The following is a 19861-nucleotide window of genomic DNA, read 5'->3' as shown; positions in this document are numbered from 1 at the left end:
TTTGCCGACTCATTTAATAGAATAAAAACATGAAAAAACAACTAGATGCAGTTACAGAATTTCATACTGCTTTTAAAATAGGTCACAGCCAGACTCCAATTGCTGATTTGGGAGAAACTAAAAAACTGCTTCGTTATAATTTAATGAAAGAAGAAAACGAGGAATATCTTGAAGCGGTACAAAATAATGATTTAGTCGAAATTGCTGATGCTCTTGGTGATATGATGTATATTTTATGCGGAACTATTATTGAGCACGGTCTTCAGGATAAAATCGAAGCTGTTTTTGATGAAATTCAACGCAGTAATATGAGTAAACTTGGCGAAGATGGAAAACCAATTTATCGTGAAGATGGAAAAGTAATGAAAGGTCCAAATTACTTTAAACCTGATTTTTCTAAATTACTGTAAAAGATTAACAGCAAACAGCGCTAAGATTTTTTTCTGTAGTTCTTGTGAAAAAAAAGTTCGCAAAGCTTTGTGTAATTTTTGTCATTTCGACGAAGGAGAAATCTTTGTAAGCAGCTCGACAAAGATTGGATTCTCGTTGCGGAGTTACTTACGAAGATTTCTCCTTCGTCGAAATGACAAGATTGTGGTTAATCTTAGTGTTCTCTGCAGTAAAATTTAATAATAAAATAAAAACCCGACAACGAATGCTGTCGGGTTTTTGTTTTTATTCTGATTTTGGATTATTGAACTTTAACGGTCCATCCATAAGTATCTTCAGAAAGTTTATTTTGAAGACTTGTTAGTTTTTCTTTTAAGAAAGAAGCGTATGAATTCTCGATTGGTGTCATTTCAAAATATTCACCTTTATATGAGAACCCTTTAATTACACTGATAACTGCAGCAGTTCCAGCTCCGAAGATTTCTTTTAAAGATCCGTTTTTAGCCGCTTCAACTAATTCTGAAACAATTACCGGACGAACTTCAACATTCAATCCTTCTTTTTCAGCCATTGCAATTAAACTTTTTCTGGTAATACCATCTAAAATTCTTTCGCTTGTTGGAGCGGTTAATAAAGTATCGTTGATTCTGAAGAAAACGTTCATTGTTCCAGCTTCTTCCAGTTTTGTATGTGTTGCATCATCAGTCCAGATAACTTGTTGGAAACCTTCTTTGTTTGCCAGGTTAGTTGGGTAAAACTGTGCAGCATAGTTTCCGGCAGCTTTTGCAGCACCAATTCCACCATTTGCAGCTCTACTGTAATGTTCAGCAATAATTACTTTTACTTCACCACCATAATAAGATTTTGCAGGAGAAAGTAAAATCATGAATTTATATTCGTCAGATGGATTTGCAATAACCCCAGGACCAGTAGCAATCATAAAAGGACGGATGTACATACTTGCACCGTTTCCTCTTTGAATCCATTCCTGATCGATTTTTAATAATTCATTTAAACCTTCCAAAAATATATCTTCCGGAACTTCAGGCATAGCCATACGTACAGCAGAATTATTGAAACGTTTGTAGTTTTCATCAGGTCTAAACAACCAAACATCATTATTTTCATCTTTATAAGCTTTCATTCCTTCAAAAATCGCTTGTCCATAATGAAAGACTTTTGAAGAAGGATCCATTAAAATCGGTGCATAAGGCTTAATGATCGGAGTCTGCCATTGTCCGTTTTTGTAATCACATTCAAATAAATGGTCTGTAAATACAGCACCAAAGCTTAAGTTTTCAAAGTCTACAGAACTTATCTTAGACGAAGTAGCTTTTCTGATTTCAATTTTGCTTGTTTGAGTTGTACTCATAATTATGTAAAGTTTTTATCTAATTTGTATTCTTAACAGAAGAAAATATAACGTAATGATCTGATGAAGAATAGGTTTTCTCAAATGCAAAATTACGGAAAAATATATAATTTACTTGGTAAAACTGCATTAATTCCTGTGTTTAACTGAGATTTATTTATCTTATAATAAACCTAAAATTTTTGCGGAGTTTTATAAGGAATTTATGAAAAAACTATCATTTTTTAAGGCTTTACGCATTTGTTTTGAGTAAATTTGACTTAGAAAATGGATTATAAATCAATAATTATCCATTGCAAAATTCGAAAATTGTGAAAAGAGAAATAATTAAAACGCTAGATGGTTCAACCACAATTCATTTAGAAGAATGGAACGAAAGTTACCATTCAAAACACGGCGCCATACAAGAAGCAAAACACGTATTTATAAAAAATGGTTTGTCCTTATTTGACAGTAATCCGGTTTCAATTCTTGAAATTGGTTTTGGAACGGGTTTGAATGCTTTTATAACCTTTTTAGAATCAGAACATAAACAGCAGCAAATTGATTATGTTGGGGTAGAAGCGTATCCTGTAAATGCCGAAGAGATTTTAGGAATGAATTATGTTGCCGAACTTGAGGCATTGGAATTTGAGAACATTTTCGAGAAAATGCATAAAACGGAATGGAATGAGAAAAACGAAATTAGCAGCAAATTCTCGTTAACCAAAAGGAAACAATTTTTTGATGAAATAAACGATTTTGAAATTTTCGATTTGATTTACTTTGATGCCTTCGGATACCGCGTGCAGCCGGAGCTTTGGAGTACTGAAATTTTTCAGAAAATGTACAATAGTTTAAAACCTAGTGGAGTCCTTGTTACTTATGCGGCCCGCGGAGTTGTTAAAAGAAGCATGATTTCTGTTGGATTTACAGTCGAAAAATTAGCAGGCCCGCCGGGAAAACGAGAAATGTTTAGAGCCTTTAAAAAGGTGTAATTTAGTTGTTTAGAATGGTTCTATATTGATTTATCTGTACTAAGAAAACGTATTCGTTGCTAAAGTTTTTAAAAAAATAAGTTAAAAAGAAACTTTATATATGATTAATGTTTACATTTGGTGCGAGTTTAAAAATATAGATAACCCCCAAAAATCTTATTTTATTATGTCAAAAATGATGTTTGATTACACGAAATCAATACTTGAGAGAGTTAGTTTCGACCCGGTACTTTTCTGCAGAGAGTTAGAAAAAGCTATCAAAACACTGTTACCATACGAAATGGAACAATTGCAAGAATGGTTATTAAATTTCATTATTGAAAAACCAGAATTAAAACAAAGTCTACTACTAATTAAAGTATAAAAAAAAGGAGCCAAATTGGCTCCTTTTTTTATGCTTGCTTTTTTTGCAGCGGACTAATGATTTGAACATTCTGAAAAACAATTGCTCCTTTTACAACGCCGGCAATTGTAGATCGAATCGCGTCAATGATTTGCATTTTTAATTCACTCTTTGGGTAAATCAAACTTACCTCACGGGCAGGTTTTGGTTCCTTAAAGTTTCGTAGTTTCAGTTTGTCGGATTCTTTTAAGTCTAAGGTGTGCAAGTACGGAAGTAACGTTGTGCCCAAACCTTCGTCGGCTAATTTTATTAAAGTTTCAAAACTTCCGCTTTGAATCTGAAAATTATTTTGCTCGACATCAGTACCGTTTTTGCATAAATTTAAAATCCCGTCCCTAAAACAATGTCCGTCCTGTAAAAGTAAAATCTCATTAATATTTAAATCAGCCACTTCGATTTCTTCTTTTTGAAAACTGTGGTGATGCTCCGGAATGTAAGCTACAAATGGCTCAAAGTATAAAACGATCTCTTTTATTTTTTCATCTTCAAGCGGAGTTGCCGCAATTGCAGCATCAAGATGTCCATTTTTTAGTTTTACAATAATTTCATCTGTATTGAGCTCTTCAATTAAAAGCTTAACCTTTGGATATTTCTTAATGAAATTATTCAAAAACATAGGTAAAAGCGTTGGCATAATAGTCGGGATAATTCCTAAACGAAATTCTCCTCCTATAAAACCTTTTTGCTGTTCGACAATATCTTTAATTCGATCTGCTTCGTTTACAATGTTTTTTGCTTGATTTACAATCTTTTGCCCAATATCTGTAAGCTGAATAGGTTTTTTACTTCTGTCAAAAATTAAAATATTAAGTTCTTCTTCAATTTTTTGAATCTGCATACTTAATGTGGGTTGTGTTACGAAACATTTTTCGGCAGCAAGAGTAAAGTTTTTATGCTCTGCAACTGCTAACACATATTGTAATTGAGTTATCGTCATTTTGATAGTAATTTTTGATACAAAAATAAGTAAATATAATTTTTTTTTATAATTTTTTTAATGAAGATAATTTAAATTTGTAGTAAACTTAGTTATAAAAAATGAAGATTATGAAAACAAATATTTTAGGATTACCTGTAAAAGAGTCAGAATTGTTAGTGAAAGAATTAAATGTTTTATTATCAAATTTTCAGGTATACTATCAAAATTTAAGAGGAATTCATTGGAATATTCGTGGAAAGCGTTTCTTCGATTTACATGTAAAATTTGAAGAACTATATACAGATTCACAATTAAAAATAGATATGATTGCAGAAAGGGTTTTAACAATTGGCGGAACTCCGTTGCACACTTTTGAAGATTATATCAAGAACAATAAATTGACAGTTGGAAAAAATATCTCAAACGATGAAAAAGCAGTTCAGTTAATTGTAAACTCATTATCTGATTTGTTAAAAATTGAAAGAGAAATCCTGAATAAATCTGGAGAAATTAATGATGAAGGTACAAATTCAATGATGAGTGACTTTATTGCAGAGCAGGAAAAAACAATTTGGATGATGAATGCATGGCTGGACGAATCGCTATAATTTGTTGTTTATGAATGTGTTAAAAAGCAGAATAGTCTAGTTTGATTATTCTGCTTTTATGTTTTTGTTAAAATTGTATAAAATTTTTGGCTTGTCGCTTTGATTTTATTTGTTTAACGCTATTTTTGCTCCGATGAAAATACTTGCACGTATATTATTATTCATATTTATTGCCTTCTTATCGACCCCAACAATTGTTCAGGCGATTAAGAAAGGGAATTCGTGCGTGTCTTTTAATTTTTCTGAAGAGGAAGTGCATAAAGAACTAAAATCTGTTGTACATCCTGTAATTTTAGAACACGAAGCACCGCTTCCTGTTTACATTCAAAAGAAAACGATCGTTTCTGAAAACATCGTAAAACTAGATAATATTTCTCCGAGCATATTTGCTCCACCACCCAACTTGGCATAATACTTCCGATTATTTGAAGAACAACTGTATTTACAGCAAATACAGCATGGTTCTAATGTATCAATTTTTAGTATTGTATTATGACAAAAAAAATCAATCTTTTTGCCAACCTTAAGTCTGACTTTGCTTCAGGTTTAGTGGTTTTCTTGGTGGCTCTTCCATTGTGTTTAGGTATTGCAATGGCTTCTGGAGCGCCGTTATTTTCTGGAATTATTGCGGGTGTTATTGGTGGTATTGTGGTAGGTTATTTAAGCCAGTCACATATTAGCGTTTCTGGCCCTGCGGCTGGTTTAACAGCAATTATTTTAACAGCTATTACTGATTTTGGTGCCTTTGATGTGTTTTTACTGTCTGTGTTTATTGCAGGACTAATTCAATTGGCATTAGGATTTTTAAAAGCGGGAAGTATATCAAACTATTTTCCAACAAACGTAATCGAAGGAATGCTTGCAGGTATCGGGATCATTATTATTCTGAAACAAATTCCGCATGCATTTGGTTATGATGCTGATTTTGAAGGTGATCAGGCTTTTATTCAAAACGACGGAAGTAATTCATTTTCATTTCTTTTTGATGTCTTAAATCATATCAATTTAGGAGCAGTTGTAATTTCATTGATTTCACTTGTAATATTAATTTCATGGGATAAAGTTCCTTTTTTAAAGAGATTAAAATTAGTTCCGGGTGCACTTGTAGCTGTTATCCTGGGAGTTTTATTAAATGAATTTTTTATATCAACAGGAAGCTCATTGGCAATTGCAAAAGAACATTTGGTTTCTTTGCCAGTTCCAAAGTCTTTTGATGATTTTAAATCCATTATAATTACACCAAATTTTTCTGCAGTAACAAATCCGCAGGTTTGGGTTGTAGGTGTTACAATTGCCATTGTAGCTTCTATCGAAACACTTTTGTGTATTGAGGCTTCAGACAGAATGGATGTTCAAAAACGTTATACTGATACCAATGTTGAGCTTAGAGCGCAGGGTATAGGTAATATTGCAAGTTCACTTTTGGGCGGATTACCAATGACTTCTGTTGTAGTAAGATCTTCTGCAAATAATAACGCAGGTGCAAAATCTAAAATGTCATCTATAATTCATGGTGTACTTTTATTGATAAGTGTATTGTCGATTCCGGCAATTTTAAATAAAATTCCTTTGGCAACTTTGGCTACGGTTTTAATCTTGGTTGGATATAAATTAGCAAAACCAGCAACCTTTATGCATTTCTGGGAAAAGGGGAAATACCAGTTTGTCCCTTTTATCGCAACTTTGGTCTTTGTCGTTGCGACAGATTTGCTTAAAGGAGTTGCTTTAGGAATTATCATTAGTATCATTTTTGTTTTAAGAGGAAATTTAAAAAGAGCTTACATCTTTAAAAAAGAAGAATATGAAGACGGCGACGTTATTCACATCGATTTAGCGCAGGAAGTTTCTTTTTTAAATAAAGCCGCAATCAAACAAACACTGAGTGAAATTCCTGAAAATTGTAAAGTAATTATTAATGCGCACGATACAGAATACATTGCGCATGATGTATTAGATTTGATTCGTGAGTTTAAAGAAACCCGCGCTATTGATGAAAACATCAAAGTAAAACTAAAAGGTTTTAAAGAGGCATACGAATTAGAAAACACGCCTGATAACAACAATCACGTTACAATTGAACATTATTATGATGTTGCAAAACGAGCATTGGTTAAGAAAGAACAAAAAGAAAAATTTTAAACAAATTATATAAATAAAGATATTATTCAGGTTTGAGAAATATCAAAATTTAAATAACTTTACAAAAAAGTCTTTTTGATATGCTTAAGCATTGATAATACCAAGAAAAAACCGAAGAAAAATGAGAAAGTTCTATGAACAAATATTAGAGAACAATAAAAAATGGGTAGAAGATTCATTAGCAAAAGATCCTAATTACTTTGCTGATTTAGCAAAAGGACAATCTCCGCCATTATTATGGATTGGATGTTCTGACAGCCGTGTTCCTGCAAACGAAATTATTGGGGCAAAACCTGGTGAAGTGTTTGTACACAGAAACATTGCTAACATGGTTGTTCACTCAGATATGAATATGTTAAGCGTACTGGATTATGCAGTAAACGTTTTAAAAGTAAAACACGTTATTGTTTGCGGACATTACGGATGTGGTGGTGTAAAAGCTGCTATGGGTAATTTATCTGTTGGAATTATCGATAACTGGATTCGTCACATTAAAGATGAATACCGTTTACATGACAAATACTTGAATTCTATTGAAGATGAAACAGAACGTTTTAATGCTTTTGTAGAAATTAATGCTAAAGAGCAAGTTTACAATTTAGCTAAAACATCAATTGTACAATCTGCTTGGAAAAACGGTCAGGATTTGATGCTTCACGGATGGGTTTACGGTTTAAATTCTGGTTTTGTAACCGATTTGAATGTAACCATTTCTTCGAATGATGAACTTGATGATGTTTACCAATTGAGTAATCTATAAAAATAAAAAATCGCCTCAAAAGGGCGATTTTTTTTATTCGTTTTCGTCTAGATTTTCATTGAATGCAGATGGTAACATCGTTGGAATAAACTTGATTAAAATTGGCAGTAATAAACTTCCGCCCGGAAGCAGGAATATTGTTAAGGACGGAATCGTTTTACAAATATCTAAAAGCTGTTTTTTTACTTTTTTCTTTTCCTTTGCATCTAAATCCCTTGTTGTAGAATAAGCCAATAGAACCATTAATTCCTTACTCTGAACAATTTCCTTAATTAACCTGTTTTTGTTTCTTATAATCAGTTTTACAACGCTGTGTGTCATTTGATCATAGAAATGCTTAACCGGATTTGAGTAATTAAAATACGGAATCTTCTTTTTATGAGTCGTAATAAAATCATGCGTGGTGTCGATGCTTGCTTTTACAAAATCATCAGCAACGCCCATCATTGAACCCAGAGAATACAAGAAATAGGATTCTTCATTTTCGACAACGCCATCGCTCCACAAAGCCATTCCGGCCATATCGATTAAATAATAATGCTCTAAAGTATTTTTAAAATAATCTAATTGTAAAGTTTCTAAAGTATCTACGGTAACTTTCGAAAATTTAGAATAGCGTATAGAAGCCTCAAAAAGTTTAATCAGCAAATCGTCGTGCTGCGATTTGATTGTTTTTGTTTTTAAAGCTAAGCCTACGATTCCAAGAACCGTTTCTTCAATTCTTTTTAGATATTTTTCAGGAATTTCTCCATGTTCTAGATATTGTCTAAAGGCCAAAACATCAATAAACAAAAGCGCATTAGTTACTAAATGCGAAAAGTTTTTACTGATGATACTGTCATTGGTCTGCACTCTTTCATCAATTATACTTTCTAATGAATGAGAAGGAGTGTCTTTTGGAAGCAGAATCTTAAACAAATTAAACCCTTCCGGATTCATTTGTTTGTAGAATTTTAAAACTTCGGTAATAAAGTTATTTGGTTCAGAATTTCTTTTTTCTAAACAAAAAACATGATAAAGAGTATTTAATAAGGCAATTTTAGAAATTTCGGTTTTAAACCAGCCTTTTATCGGAATTGGAATTTGAGAATCAATTGCAATGATATGACCGTAGATAAAACCAGTTTCTCTAACTTTATAGTAAAAGGAATCTGTAGTTTCAAAAGGAATTGCTTCTGAAAACTTCTGCTCACTAAAAAACTTATCGATCCAGCCGTGTGCTGATGGGTTAATCATTGAATTGAATTTATAGCTGCAAAGCTATATCTTTTTCTTGTTTTAGAGTGAATTAAAAATAAAATAACCACTAGATTTTTGTGAAATATAGTGGTTATTAGTATTTTATTATTTTTTATTACTTAATTATTCCGGCACAGGCAACTCTTCCTCCGGCATTTCCGGTTGGCTGAGTTGTAAAATCATCTGTTCCCTGATGTACAATTAAACCTTTTCCTAACACATCTTTAGTGGCATCGCCACAGCCTACACACCATTCGTCAGTAGTTAAGGTTATAGTTCCGTTACCTTTTTCATCAGCGGTAAAGTTTCCAATATCACCTTTATGATATTCTCCAACTCCCCATTTTCCGTGTTTTTTAAAAGTCGGGTTCCAGTGTCCGCCGGCAGAACTTCCGTCGGCAGCAGTACAATCTGCTTTTTCGTGAATATGTATTGCGTGAACTCCAGGCTGTAAACCAGAAACTTTTGCCGTAAAAGTTACTTTGCCATCTTTCTCCGTAAAAGTAGCAGTTCCACTTACGTTACTACTGCTTTTTGGTTCTAATGCTACAGTCAAAGTTTTGGCATCATTTGATTTTGTATTGGTCTTACAGCCAATGAATAAAGCTGTAATTATAGCGAATGATACGATCAGTTTTTTCATATATACGGGCATTTTAAATTAAAGATTAAGTAAATTTAACATAAAATAACGGAATAATTTGACTCTAAAAGTTAAAAAAAAGTCAAACTATACGTCGTAATTTAAGATCGATTGAGCACAAAAACGAAAAATATTGTTTAAATTCGTAATAGTTTTAACGAAAAATTTCTGAAACTAAATTTCTCTAATTCGTTCATATTTAATACTTAATGTTATGATGAAAAAGATTTTAATCCTCGTTTTTATTACTTCGTTTTTATTTTCCTGCAAGTGTCAAAAAACAGATTCGGCTGCAAAACTCGACGGAACCTGGGAACTCAATTATATTACCGGACCACGAATTACTTTTGATGGTTTATATCCAAATAAAAAACCGACTATAACTTTCAATACAAAAGACAATCAGGTTTCTGGAAATAATAGTTGTAATTCTTATACTGGAAAATTAGTTGTAAACGGTAATAAAATTGACCTTACGCAGCCAATGGCAGTTACTAAAATGATGTGTGTTGACGGACAGCAAGGCGAACAAACTTATATGGGTACGCTTCAAAAAATTACATCGTATGATATTACAGATGATGGAAAAACCCTGAATTTAATTTCAGGAGATATTGCAATGATGAGATTTACGAAAAAGTAAACGACTTGTTTTACTTAAAATGATGTGAGATGAAAACTAAATTATTCCTTTTATTAGTACTGTTTGGGTTTTTGAATTTTCCTGTATTTGCACAACAAAAAAGCAAAAAAGAACTCAAAGCCGAAAAAGAATTACAAAAGCAAAAAGAAACTGAAGCTTTAATCGATTCTAAAAACTTTGTTTTTGAAGCTCAAAAAGTCACACCACAAGGCGGACGGCTTATTATTTTAGATTATAATACTTATTTTTTGAAGTTTAATGCTGAAAAAACAACCTGTGATCTTCCTTTTTTTGGCCGCGGATATAATGTGGGTTACGGAAGTGACGGCGGAATTAAATTTGAAGGAACACCAGAGAACATTAAAATAGGGAAGAAGTCAAAAAATTATAGTGTGAGAGCCACGGTTAAAGGCAAAGACGATGTTTATGATTTAATATTTACTATTTTTTTTGATGGAGGAGCTTCACTTTCTGTCACCAGTAACAACAGAGGCCCAATTTCTTATGATGGAGAAATAAGCGCTCCAAAAACCGAATAGATAAAAAAATAAAAGAGAAGAGGTTTAATAGATTTGTGTAATACATACTTAAATATATGCCTAAATTTTATCATCTTTTACCGTTAGTTTTTTTATTTACCTTAAAGATGTTTAGTCAGGATCTGGAACCCAGAGTATATGCCAATGTCGCTAAAAATCTTAATGTTGTCGCGATAGGATATGTTTTTACAAACGGAAATGTCTTAACAGATCCATCTTTGCCAATTACTGATTTTACGCTTCATAGTCATAATGCAGCAGTAAATTATATTAGAACTTTTGGATTGTCAAATAAACTGGCGCGTGTTCAGGTTTCTCTTCCTTACACTTTTATGGATGGTTCACAAACCCGAACAAATGGAGATGTATTAACTGGTTCACGAGCTGGTTTTGCTGATATGAAAATACGTTTTGGAATTAACCTTCTTGGTTCTCCTGCACTTGATAAATCTGAATTTAAAAACTTTGAACAGAAGACTATTTTAGGAGTCAGCTTAGTTACTTCAGTTCCAACGGGAAAATATTATGATGATAAACAAGTAAATATTGGAACGAATCGCTGGGCTTTTAAGCCGGAAATTGGAGTATCAAAACGTTTTGCACATGTTTATGCAGAAGCTTATGGAGGAATTTGGTTTTATACTGATAATAATGATTTTTTAGGAAAGAAGTTAGAGCAGAAACCTACTTATAGTTTACAGGCACACGCAAGTTATTATTTTAAAAATCATATGTGGATTGGTTTTAATACCAATTGGTTTTTTGGCGGAAAGACAATAACTGATGGAGTTTCTGATGATAGTGAAATTGATAACTGGAGGGTAGGAGGAACATTCTCAGCACCAGTCGCAAAAGCACAGTCCTTTAAGTTTCAATATCATATCGGAGCTTATACCAACAATGGGTTGAATTATTATGCTTTATCTCTGGCTTATCAATACTCTTTCTTTTGATTAAAGTGTTTGCAATTAGAATCTTAAAGGCATAATTATTTAGAAACAAATTTAAAAATCAATACTATGAAAAAATTAAGTCTTATTTTTATTATGGCAATTGCCGTGTTTTCATCTTATGCACAATCTTCATTTAAAGAAGATGTTGACGTTTTACAAAGCGTTTATGGAAAATCTAAAGCCGATTTAGTAAAGCAGTATATGAATTTATCTGATGCACAGTCAGCAGCTTTTACAAAGGTTTATGATGATTACGAAACGCAGCGTAAAGCGTTGGGACAAAGTAAATTTCAGCTGATAAATGATTATGCAGCCAATTATGCAACTCTTACCGATGCAAAAGCAGATGAATTGGCAAAAGGAACTTTAAAAAATCATATCGCTTACGAGAAATTATATTGTAAAACGTACAGCAAAGCCAAAAAAGCTATTGGAGCTATAAATGCAGCTAAATTTATTCAGTTAGAAGTTTATTTGCAGACGATAATCAGAGCAGAGATTTTAGAATCGATTCCGTTTATTGGAGAATTAGACAAATCAAAAATCCAATAAAAACATCTTTATAAAATAAAACGGCAGTTACTTAAAAAAATAACTGCCGTTTTTATTTGTTTTAATGAAATTTATTTAGTCGTTTTAACCTCATAAATGGCATTAACCATTCCGTCACGGAAACTATCTAAAGTCAATTCCCAAAACATGATTCCGCCTAGTTTTTTAGACTTTACATATTCTGTTTTTGCTTTAATAGATTTAATATCATCTGATGTTGCGAAGGTTTTAGTTCCTTCATTATACCAGTATGGAGCTTTTGCTTTATCATCCCAAAAATATTTCCAGCCGTTTGCTTCTGTATAAGTTGTGGCATAGTTTTTAAAGTCAGCACCTTGAAAATGCTCTCCTGCCTGATATAATCCGTTATTGATATTTTCTACATTTTTCCATTGTCTGGTATAAAATGCACCTCCAATTACTAATTTTTCAGCAGGAACTCCAGCTTTCAATAAAAACTCAACCGCTCTGTCTGTAGATTCTTCTTTTGGATTTGTGCTGTACAATGGTGTATGATGTCCTGTAACTTTTGAATATCCGTTCACTAAATCGTAGCTCATAATATTGATGCGGTTCACTAATGGAGTTACGGCTTTCCAATCAATCGATTCATCTAAATATTTTTGAAAACCACCGGCAGCAAAACTCAACTCGTATTTTTTACCTAAAGTTGAACGAAGAATTTTAAGCAATTCGGTAAAGTTAGGTTTGTCAACAGCTTGATATAAATGTCCTGGAAGACCTTCAATAGCAGGATATTCCCAATCTAAATCTAAGCCGTCAACTTTAAAGTAATCACTCACTTCTTTTACTGATTTTGCGAATTTCAAACGACCATCAGCAGTAGAAAATGCATCCGAACATGGTTCGCAGCCACCCCAGCCGCCAAGAGATAAAACGATTTTTAATTGTGGATTTTTAGCTTTTAGAGAAACTAAATGTTTTATGGTAATTGAATCTTTAGGAGAATCGACACTTAGCTTTCCATCTTTTAAATGACAAAAACTAAAGATTATTTGATCTAGTTTATTGACTTCGTACTCGTCAATTAGTTTAGAATCACCAGTATAATAAGCGATGATGTCTAATTTCTTATTCTTCTGCGCAAAAATGTTTGTGGATATAAGGCAGATAAATAAAAGGATAATTAGGCTAATTTGTTTCATTTTATGTTTTTTGAAGATTTAAAACGCTAAATATAAAACATTAGAATTTAAATTTTGCTATCAATCCTGTAACATAACCTCAATTTTAATAAAGATTTGTGAAATAGGTTGAAAACCATATAAGTGATATAAGTTCATTTTAGAGTGGACTTAATAGTATTCGTTTTTCCGTAGAGACGCACAGCAGTGCGTCTAACATGACGTAGACGCACTGCTGTGCGTCTCTACAAAAAAAATGCCACAGATTAGAGGAATAAAATGATTAAAAAAATCTGTGAAAATCCTGTAATCTGTGGCAAAAAAAAGAATAAGTCTCTACAAAAACACATCCTTTTTAAATGAACTTATATAACTTATATGGTTCAAAACAAAAAAAATAAACCCGCACAGTTTCGGACTTGTGCGGGTTTAAACAAATTAAAAGCTAAAAACTATTTTTGAATTAGAAGCAGTATGAATTTTCTGCAACTAATTTAGAGGCAATTGTTTCTCTTAATGCCACAACATTTGGCAGGTTGGTGTATTTTGTAAAACGTTTTAATCCCATTAACATCATACGTTGTTCGTCACCTTCAGAGAAAGAAGCGATTCCTTCTTTTCCTCTTAAGTTTATGATATCTACCGCTTTGTACAAGTATAATTTTGCCATAGCGATTTGCTCTTTTACTTTATCTTCACCTTCTCTTTTAGCTAATTTCTCAGTTCTAAGAATAGTACTTTCAGCCATGTAGATTTCGATTAAGATATCGGCAGCAGCCATCAATAATTGTTGGTGAGAATCTAAATCCGGACCATATTTTTGAACAGCACTTCCTGCAACCATTAAGAAAACTTTTTTCAAGTTAGCTACGATTACTTTTTCTTCTGCAAATAATTCAGAGAAATCAGGAGTATCAAAAGATGGAATTCCCATTAATTCTTCCTGAACTTTCATTGCAGGTCCAAGTAAATCAACGTGGCCTTTCATTGCTTTTTTGATCAACATACCTACAGAAAGCATTCTGTTGATTTCGTTTGTTCCTTCGTAAATACGAGCAATACGAGCATCTCTCCAGGCACTTTCCATTGGAGTGTCTTCAGAGAATCCCATCCCGCCAAAAACCTGAATACCTTCGTCAGAACAGTTTTGAACGTCTTCAGAAACTGCTACTTTCAAGATTGAACACTCGATAGCATATTCTTCAACACCTTTCAATTCAGCTTCCTGATGACTTGTTCCTTCTGCTTCACGAGCAGCGATTCTGTCTTCGATGTCTTTTGCAGCACGGTAAGAAGCACTTTCTCCAGCATAAGCGCTAGTCGCCATTTCAGCTAATTTAGAACGGATAGCTCCAAAAGATGAAATAGAAGTATTAAACTGAATTCTTTCGTTAGCATATTTTACAGCACCAGAAGTAACTCTTCTTTGAGCATCAAGACAAGCAGCAGCCAATTTAATACGACCAACATTTAAAGCATTCATTGCAATTTTGAAACCGTTTCCTCTTTCAGACAACATGTTTTCAACAGGAACTTTTGTATCGTTGAAGAAAACCTGACGAGTAGAAGAAGCACGAATTCCTAATTTATGTTCTTCTTCATTCATAGAAATTCCGTTTGAAGGATCATTTTCTACGATGAAACCTGTAATATTTTTATCATCACCAATACGAGCAAAAACGATAAAAACGCTGCAGAAACCTGCATTCGAAATCCACATTTTTTGTCCTGTAATTAAATAATGAGTTCCGTCTTCAGATAAAACAGCTTTTGTTTTTCCTGAGTTAGCATCAGACCCTGCGCCTGGTTCAGTTAAGCAATAAGCTCCAAACCATTCTCCAGAAGCTAATTTTGGAACGTATTTTTTCTTTTGTTCTTCAGTACCATAAAGTGTAATTGGCATAGTTCCAATTCCTGTGTGTGCACCAAAAGCAGTTGAAAATGAACCTGTTGCTCCAGAAATGTAGTCACAAACCAACATTGTAGAAACAAATCCCATTCCTAATCCGCCGTATTCTTCTGGAACTGCAACTCCAAGAAGTCCTAGTTCACCAGCTTTACGCATAGATGATTCTGTGTAAGCGTAATCTTTTTTCTCAAAACGATCTTTATGCGCCCATAATTCTTTGTCAACGAACTCTTTTACAGAGTCACGCATCATTAACTGCTCTTCAGAGAAATCTTCTGGTGTGAAGATATCCTCGCATTTTGTTTCTTTAACTAAAAACTGACCACCACGAGTCACGTTTTTTTCGATTGTATCTGCCATTGCTAATGTTTTTTTATTTTTTGTTTATGTTTTTGTACACAATCTTGTCATTGCGAGGAACGAAGCAACCACACTTGCAAAATAAACTTTGCGTAGTTGTTAGCGAGGTTGCTTCGTTCCTCGCAATGACAAACTGAACGTATACTTTACTTGATAATGCTTTCTTATAATACCTCGTAAATCCCTGCAGAACCTTGTCCAGTCCCCACACACATACTCACGATTCCGTATTTATTACCTCTGCGTTTCATCTCATCAAATAACTGAACAGAAAGTTTAGCTCCTGTACAACCTAGAGGGTGTCCTAAAGAGATCGCTCCACCGTTTACGTTTACGATTTCTGGATTAATGTTTAACTCACGAGTAACTGCTAAAGCTTGTGAAGCAAAAGCCTCGTTTAATTCAATTAATTCGATATCGTTTAATGTTAATCCCGCTTGTTTTAATGCTTTCGGAATTGCTTTTACAGGACCAATACCCATGATTCTTGGCTCAACACCAGAAGAAGCAAAGTTTACCAAACGTGCGATTGGCTCAAGGTTTAATTCTTTAACCATGTCCTCACTCATGATTAAAACGAATGCAGCACCGTCACTCATTTGAGAAGAGTTTCCGGCAGTTACACTTCCGTCAGCAGCAAAAACTGGTTTTAAACCCGCTAAAGCAGCAACAGAAGTTCCGGCTCTTGGGCCTTCGTCTTGTTTTACAACGTATGATTTAGTTTCTTTTTTACCATTTTCGTTGATGAAAGTCTGTTCAACAGTAATAGGAACGATTTGTTTGTCGAATTTTCCTTCTGCCTGCGCTTTCAACGCTTTCATGTGAGAGTTGTAAGCAAACTCGTCCTGATCTTCTCTAGAGATTTTGTATTGGTTAGCCACCGCTTCGGCAGTTAAACCCATTCCCCAATAGTAATCTTCATGACCTGCAGCAGCAACTTTATAATCCGGAGTTGGTTTGTAACCTCCCATCGGAATAAAACTCATACTTTCTGCACCACCAGCGATGATACAATCTGCCATTCCTGATTGGATTTTAGCAGTAGCCATTCCGATAGTTTCTAATCCAGATGCACAATAACGGTTTACTGTAACTCCAGGAACGTCTTCCACTTTTAATCCCATCAAAGAAATCAAACGTCCAACGTTAAGACCTTGTTCCGCTTCTGGCATGGCATTTCCTACCATAACGTCGTCGATACGTTTTTTGTCAAAATCAGGCAATTCGTCCATCATAAACTGAATGGTTTCTGCTGCTAATTCATCAGGTCTTTTAAATCTAAAAACCCCTTTTGGTGCTTTTCCTACCGCAGTACGGTAAGCTTTTACTATATATGCTGTTTTCATTTTCTTAGTTTCTAAGCGGTTTCCCTTTGGTTAACATGTATTGAATTCTTTCCAATGTTTTTCTCTCTGTACAAAGAGATAAGAAAGCTTCACGTTCGATATCTAATAAGTATTGTTCAGATACTAAAGTTGCTTCAGATAAATCACCACCAGCCATTACATAAGCCAGTTTGTTAGCAATTTTCTTATCGTGCTCAGAAATGTATTTTCCAGCTTCCATTTGATCTGTTCCAACTAAGAACATTCCCAGAGCTTGTTTTCCTAATACTTTAACATCCGTTCTTCTGATTGGTTGTGTGTAACCAGCTTCTGCCATTAACAAAGCATGTTTTTTAGCTTCAGCAATCTGACGATCTTTGTTTACTACGATAACATCTTTTCCGTGTTGTAAAAGTCCAGTGTCAAAAGCTTCATAACCAGAAGTCGAAACTTTTGCCATTGCGATTGTTAAGAAATACTCTTGAAGAACGTTTAATTCGACGTCGTTTTTGCGGAATAAATCTGAAGCTCTTAAAGCCATTTCTTTAGATCCACCACCACCAGGAAGTACACCAACACCAAATTCAACTAATCCCATATACGTTTCTGCAGCAGCTACTACTTTGTCAGCATGTAAACTCATTTCGCATCCACCACCAAAAGTCATTCCGTGAGGTGCAACTACAACTGGAATAGAAGAGTAACGAACGCGCATCATAGTGTCCTGGAACAATTTAATTGCCATATTCAATTCGTCGTATTCCTGCTCAACCGCCATCATGAAAATCATTCCGATATTAGCTCCAACAGAGAAATTCGCTGCCTGGTTACCAATAACTAAACCTTGATATTCTTTTTCAGATAAGTCGATTGCTTTATTGATAGCTTGTAGAACGTCGCCACCAATGGTATTCATTTTAGATTGGAATTCTAAGTTCAAGATTCCGTCTCCTAAATCCTGAATGATTGCGCCACTATTGCTCCAAACTTTTTTGCTTTCGCGAATGTTGTTTAGGATAATGAATGAATCTTGTCCAGGAACTTTTACTTGTGATTTTGTTGGAATGTTATAGAAATAAGTCGCTCCTTCTTTTACAGAATAGAAACTATCGCTTCCAGAAGCCAACATTTCAGTAACCCATGCAGCTGGCTCTAAACCTTCTGCTTTCATGATTTCAATTCCTTTGGCAACACCAATGGCATCCCAGATTTCGAATGGACCATTTTCCCATCCAAAACCAGCTTTCATGGCGTCGTCAATTTTGTATAATTCGTCTGAGATTTCAGGAATTCTGTTTGACACATAAGCAAACATTCCGGCGAAACTCTTACGGTAGAATTCTCCCGCTTTATCTGTTCCTTTTACTAAAACTTTAAAACGATTGATTGGTTTGTCAATTGTTTTTGTTAGTTCAAGCGTAGCAAAATTTGCTTTTTTAGCAGCGCGGTATTCTAATGTATTTAAGTCTAAAGAAAGAATGTCTTTATCTACTTTTTTGTAAAAACCTTGTCCGGTTTTGCTTCCTAACCAATTGTTTTCCATCATTTTTGTGATGAAATCAGGAAGTTTAAACAATTCGTGTTGTTCGTCAGTTGGGCAGTTTTCATAAATACCGTTGGCAACGTGTACCAAAGTATCCAAACCAACAACGTCAACCGTACGGAAAGTAGCCGATTTTGGACGACCAATTACAGGACCAGTCAATTTATCAACTTCTTCAATAGTTAATCCCATTTCTTTCACTAAATGGAATAAACTTTGGATTCCGTAAATACCAATTCTGTTTCCAATAAACGCTGGAGTATCTTTAGCAACAACCGAAGTTTTTCCTAAGAATTTAGATCCGTATTCGTTTAAGAAATCCAATACTTCAGTTGAAGTTTTTGGACCAGGAATAATTTCAAATAATTTTAAGTAACGCGCAGGGTTAAAAAAGTGAGTTCCGCAGAAGTGTTGTTGAAAATCTTCACTTCTTCCTTCGCTCATAAAGTGAATTGGAATACCAGAAGTGTTAGAAGTAACCAAAGTTCCCGGTTTACGGAATTTCTCGATTTGTTCAAAAACTAATTTCTTAATGTCTAAACGCTCTACAACAACCTCAATAATCCAGTCAACATTGGCAATTTTTGCCATATCATCAGTTGTATTTCCAGTCGTGATTCTATTTGCGAATTTTTGGCTGTAAATAGGAGAAGGTTTTGATTTTAATGAATTCGCCAAATGTTCGTTTACCACACGGTTGCGAACGGCTTTACTTTCAAGTGTTAATCCTTTTTTAGCTTCAGCTTCAGTCAGTTCGCGAGGTACGATGTCAAGAAGTAAAACTTCAACACCAATGTTAGCAAAATGACAAGCTATACCTGAACCCATAATTCCGGATCCAATTACAGCAACTTTTTTAATTGTGCGTTTCATATTTGTAAAATTTGTTTTTTTGGGTAGAATTTAAATTTTCTTTTAAAAAAGATTATTCATTTTCTGAGTTTTCTGTTTGCTTCGCCAAATCGCTGGCGCTCGTGTGATTGAAAATATTTTTATCCTGAATTAATTCGTTTATGATTTCAGAAACTTCGATAAAATGTTTCAGTTTTTCATCTGATACATGTTTTCTAACAGTTTCATTAAATTTCAGAACTGTATTTTTAGATAAATCTCTTTTTTCTTTTCCAAAATCGGTTAGGTAGATTAAAACACCTCGTCCGTCACTTGGGTTCTTTTTGCGAACAATTAAACCTTTTTCTTCCATAGATTTAAGTGTTCTTGTTAAGCTGGTTGCTTCCATACCCATTCTTGGGCCTAAAGCGGTTGATGGAGTTCCTTCTTCCTTATCCATACTTAAAAGAGCAAATCCTGTTGCCATGGTAGCATCGTACTTTGCAGCCTCTTCATTATACATTCTTGAAACAGCCTGCCATGTAGCTCTCAAAATATAATCTATTGTTTTGTCTTTCATAGGTAACTATATCGATTTCAAATATAATTAA

At 33.9% G+C, this 19861-nt stretch carries 20 protein-coding genes; 11 read left to right on the top strand and 9 right to left on the bottom strand.

Annotated elements, in window-relative coordinates; all coding sequences use genetic code 11:
* Positions 1 to 29 precede the first annotated feature (29 nt).
* Positions 30 to 410, top strand: a complete 381-nt coding sequence (locus J2Y38_RS02085; RefSeq protein ID WP_053471798.1) for a nucleoside triphosphate pyrophosphohydrolase family protein — start codon at positions 30 to 32, stop codon at positions 408 to 410.
* Positions 411 to 691: 281 nt separating this feature from the next.
* Here J2Y38_RS02085 and J2Y38_RS02080 read toward each other — a convergent pair whose 3' ends face one another.
* The gene (locus J2Y38_RS02080; RefSeq protein ID WP_309839124.1) at positions 692 to 1762 is read right to left on the bottom strand and encodes a branched-chain amino acid aminotransferase; all 1071 of its coding nucleotides are present in this window, start codon (positions 1760 to 1762) and stop codon (positions 692 to 694) included.
* A gap of 311 nt (positions 1763 to 2073) precedes the next feature.
* On the opposite strand from J2Y38_RS02080, the gene mnmD reads away from it, so the two are divergent.
* Both mnmD and J2Y38_RS02070 read left to right on the top strand, forming a co-directional pair.
* Positions 2074 to 2739, top strand: coding sequence for a tRNA (5-methylaminomethyl-2-thiouridine)(34)-methyltransferase MnmD (mnmD, locus tag J2Y38_RS02075; protein ID WP_309839121.1), 666 nt, complete (start codon positions 2074 to 2076; stop codon positions 2737 to 2739).
* 166 nt (positions 2740 to 2905) lie between these two features.
* Complete coding sequence (locus tag J2Y38_RS02070; protein ID WP_053471796.1) at positions 2906 to 3103, top strand: hypothetical protein; 198 nt, start codon at positions 2906 to 2908, stop codon at positions 3101 to 3103.
* 28 nt (positions 3104 to 3131) lie between these two features.
* On the opposite strand, the gene J2Y38_RS02065 is transcribed toward J2Y38_RS02070, so the two are convergent.
* Positions 3132 to 4079, bottom strand: coding sequence for a LysR substrate-binding domain-containing protein (locus tag J2Y38_RS02065; protein WP_073484761.1), 948 nt, complete (start codon positions 4077 to 4079; stop codon positions 3132 to 3134).
* 110 nt (positions 4080 to 4189) lie between these two features.
* Between J2Y38_RS02065 and J2Y38_RS02060 the strand changes: the two genes are divergently transcribed.
* From J2Y38_RS02060 to can, 4 genes are all read left to right on the top strand, one after another.
* Positions 4190 to 4669, top strand: a complete 480-nt coding sequence (locus J2Y38_RS02060; protein WP_180858241.1) for a Dps family protein — start codon at positions 4190 to 4192, stop codon at positions 4667 to 4669.
* 133 nt (positions 4670 to 4802) lie between these two features.
* On the top strand, positions 4803 to 5081 hold the full coding sequence (locus J2Y38_RS02055) for a hypothetical protein (RefSeq protein ID WP_073484764.1): 279 nt from the start codon (positions 4803 to 4805) through the stop codon (positions 5079 to 5081).
* 80 nt (positions 5082 to 5161) lie between these two features.
* Positions 5162 to 6808 carry a SulP family inorganic anion transporter gene (locus tag J2Y38_RS02050; protein ID WP_309839115.1) on the top strand — a complete coding sequence of 549 codons (1647 nt, stop codon included), beginning with the start codon at positions 5162 to 5164 and terminating at the stop codon, positions 6806 to 6808.
* Positions 6809 to 6929: 121 nt separating this feature from the next.
* Entirely contained in the window at positions 6930 to 7568 is a 639-nt protein-coding gene (can, locus tag J2Y38_RS02045) for a carbonate dehydratase (protein ID WP_053471791.1), read from the top strand.
* Between the two features lie 33 nt (positions 7569 to 7601).
* Here the strand turns inward: can and J2Y38_RS02040 are convergent, their stop codons facing one another.
* Positions 7602 to 8804, bottom strand: coding sequence for an LETM1-related biofilm-associated protein (locus tag J2Y38_RS02040; protein WP_309839112.1), 1203 nt, complete (start codon positions 8802 to 8804; stop codon positions 7602 to 7604).
* 118 nt (positions 8805 to 8922) lie between these two features.
* The gene (locus J2Y38_RS02035) at positions 8923 to 9450 is read right to left on the bottom strand and encodes a superoxide dismutase family protein (protein ID WP_309839111.1); all 528 of its coding nucleotides are present in this window, start codon (positions 9448 to 9450) and stop codon (positions 8923 to 8925) included.
* 214 nt (positions 9451 to 9664) lie between these two features.
* Between J2Y38_RS02035 and J2Y38_RS02030 the strand changes: the two genes are divergently transcribed.
* The 4 genes from J2Y38_RS02030 (at position 9665) to J2Y38_RS02015 (ending at position 12137) form a co-directional block, all read left to right on the top strand.
* The gene (locus J2Y38_RS02030) at positions 9665 to 10093 is read left to right on the top strand and encodes an META domain-containing protein (RefSeq protein WP_309839109.1); all 429 of its coding nucleotides are present in this window, start codon (positions 9665 to 9667) and stop codon (positions 10091 to 10093) included.
* Between the two features lie 29 nt (positions 10094 to 10122).
* Positions 10123 to 10632 (top strand): DUF4251 domain-containing protein, encoded by a 510-nt coding sequence (locus J2Y38_RS02025; protein WP_309839098.1) that lies wholly within the window; start codon positions 10123 to 10125, stop codon positions 10630 to 10632.
* A gap of 56 nt (positions 10633 to 10688) precedes the next feature.
* Positions 10689 to 11585: a transporter gene (locus J2Y38_RS02020; protein WP_309839096.1), complete on the top strand. Its 897-nt coding sequence runs from the start codon at positions 10689 to 10691 to the stop codon at positions 11583 to 11585.
* A gap of 66 nt (positions 11586 to 11651) precedes the next feature.
* Positions 11652 to 12137: a hypothetical protein gene (locus J2Y38_RS02015; protein ID WP_309839095.1), complete on the top strand. Its 486-nt coding sequence runs from the start codon at positions 11652 to 11654 to the stop codon at positions 12135 to 12137.
* Positions 12138 to 12208: 71 nt separating this feature from the next.
* Here the strand turns inward: J2Y38_RS02015 and J2Y38_RS02010 are convergent, their stop codons facing one another.
* From J2Y38_RS02010 to J2Y38_RS01990, 5 genes are all read right to left on the bottom strand, one after another.
* On the bottom strand, positions 12209 to 13303 hold the full coding sequence (locus tag J2Y38_RS02010; RefSeq protein ID WP_309839094.1) for a glycoside hydrolase family 18 protein: 1095 nt from the start codon (positions 13301 to 13303) through the stop codon (positions 12209 to 12211).
* 442 nt (positions 13304 to 13745) lie between these two features.
* On the bottom strand, positions 13746 to 15551 hold the full coding sequence (locus J2Y38_RS02005; RefSeq protein ID WP_309839092.1) for an acyl-CoA dehydrogenase family protein: 1806 nt from the start codon (positions 15549 to 15551) through the stop codon (positions 13746 to 13748).
* Positions 15552 to 15715: 164 nt separating this feature from the next.
* The gene (locus J2Y38_RS02000) at positions 15716 to 16897 is read right to left on the bottom strand and encodes an acetyl-CoA C-acyltransferase (RefSeq protein ID WP_309839090.1); all 1182 of its coding nucleotides are present in this window, start codon (positions 16895 to 16897) and stop codon (positions 15716 to 15718) included.
* A gap of 4 nt (positions 16898 to 16901) precedes the next feature.
* The gene (locus tag J2Y38_RS01995) at positions 16902 to 19292 is read right to left on the bottom strand and encodes a 3-hydroxyacyl-CoA dehydrogenase/enoyl-CoA hydratase family protein (RefSeq protein ID WP_309839089.1); all 2391 of its coding nucleotides are present in this window, start codon (positions 19290 to 19292) and stop codon (positions 16902 to 16904) included.
* A gap of 52 nt (positions 19293 to 19344) precedes the next feature.
* On the bottom strand, positions 19345 to 19830 hold the full coding sequence (locus J2Y38_RS01990; protein WP_309839088.1) for a MarR family transcriptional regulator: 486 nt from the start codon (positions 19828 to 19830) through the stop codon (positions 19345 to 19347).
* Positions 19831 to 19861: the final 31 nt, after the last annotated feature.

Origin of the sequence: Flavobacterium sp. 2755, assembly GCF_031455715.1 — a bacterium.
In the GTDB taxonomy this organism is placed as follows: Bacteria; Bacteroidota; Bacteroidia; order Flavobacteriales; family Flavobacteriaceae; genus Flavobacterium.
This window is presented reverse-complemented; position numbering and strand designations above follow the sequence as displayed.

Excerpts from the sequence above, each read along its gene's own strand:
- J2Y38_RS02085 (WP_053471798.1), top strand. The coding sequence starts at position 30 with ATGAAAAAACAACTAGATGCAGTTACAGAATTTCATACTGCTTTTAAA.
- J2Y38_RS02080 (WP_309839124.1), bottom strand. The coding sequence starts at position 1,762 with ATGAGTACAACTCAAACAAGCAAAATTGAAATCAGAAAAGCTACTTCG.
- J2Y38_RS02070 (WP_053471796.1), top strand. The coding sequence starts at position 2,906 with ATGTCAAAAATGATGTTTGATTACACGAAATCAATACTTGAGAGAGTT.
- J2Y38_RS02065 (WP_073484761.1), bottom strand. The coding sequence starts at position 4,079 with ATGACGATAACTCAATTACAATATGTGTTAGCAGTTGCAGAGCATAAA.
- J2Y38_RS02060 (WP_180858241.1), top strand. The coding sequence starts at position 4,190 with ATGAAAACAAATATTTTAGGATTACCTGTAAAAGAGTCAGAATTGTTA.
- J2Y38_RS02055 (WP_073484764.1), top strand. The coding sequence starts at position 4,803 with ATGAAAATACTTGCACGTATATTATTATTCATATTTATTGCCTTCTTA.
- J2Y38_RS02050 (WP_309839115.1), top strand. The coding sequence starts at position 5,162 with ATGACAAAAAAAATCAATCTTTTTGCCAACCTTAAGTCTGACTTTGCT.
- can (WP_053471791.1), top strand. The coding sequence starts at position 6,930 with ATGAGAAAGTTCTATGAACAAATATTAGAGAACAATAAAAAATGGGTA.
- J2Y38_RS02040 (WP_309839112.1), bottom strand. The coding sequence starts at position 8,804 with ATGATTAACCCATCAGCACACGGCTGGATCGATAAGTTTTTTAGTGAG.
- J2Y38_RS02035 (WP_309839111.1), bottom strand. The coding sequence starts at position 9,450 with ATGAAAAAACTGATCGTATCATTCGCTATAATTACAGCTTTATTCATT.
- J2Y38_RS02030 (WP_309839109.1), top strand. The coding sequence starts at position 9,665 with ATGATGAAAAAGATTTTAATCCTCGTTTTTATTACTTCGTTTTTATTT.
- J2Y38_RS02025 (WP_309839098.1), top strand. The coding sequence starts at position 10,123 with ATGAAAACTAAATTATTCCTTTTATTAGTACTGTTTGGGTTTTTGAAT.
- J2Y38_RS02020 (WP_309839096.1), top strand. The coding sequence starts at position 10,689 with ATGCCTAAATTTTATCATCTTTTACCGTTAGTTTTTTTATTTACCTTA.
- J2Y38_RS02015 (WP_309839095.1), top strand. The coding sequence starts at position 11,652 with ATGAAAAAATTAAGTCTTATTTTTATTATGGCAATTGCCGTGTTTTCA.
- J2Y38_RS02010 (WP_309839094.1), bottom strand. The coding sequence starts at position 13,303 with ATGAAACAAATTAGCCTAATTATCCTTTTATTTATCTGCCTTATATCC.
- J2Y38_RS02005 (WP_309839092.1), bottom strand. The coding sequence starts at position 15,551 with ATGGCAGATACAATCGAAAAAAACGTGACTCGTGGTGGTCAGTTTTTA.
- J2Y38_RS02000 (WP_309839090.1), bottom strand. The coding sequence starts at position 16,897 with ATGAAAACAGCATATATAGTAAAAGCTTACCGTACTGCGGTAGGAAAA.
- J2Y38_RS01995 (WP_309839089.1), bottom strand. The coding sequence starts at position 19,292 with ATGAAACGCACAATTAAAAAAGTTGCTGTAATTGGATCCGGAATTATG.
- J2Y38_RS01990 (WP_309839088.1), bottom strand. The coding sequence starts at position 19,830 with ATGAAAGACAAAACAATAGATTATATTTTGAGAGCTACATGGCAGGCT.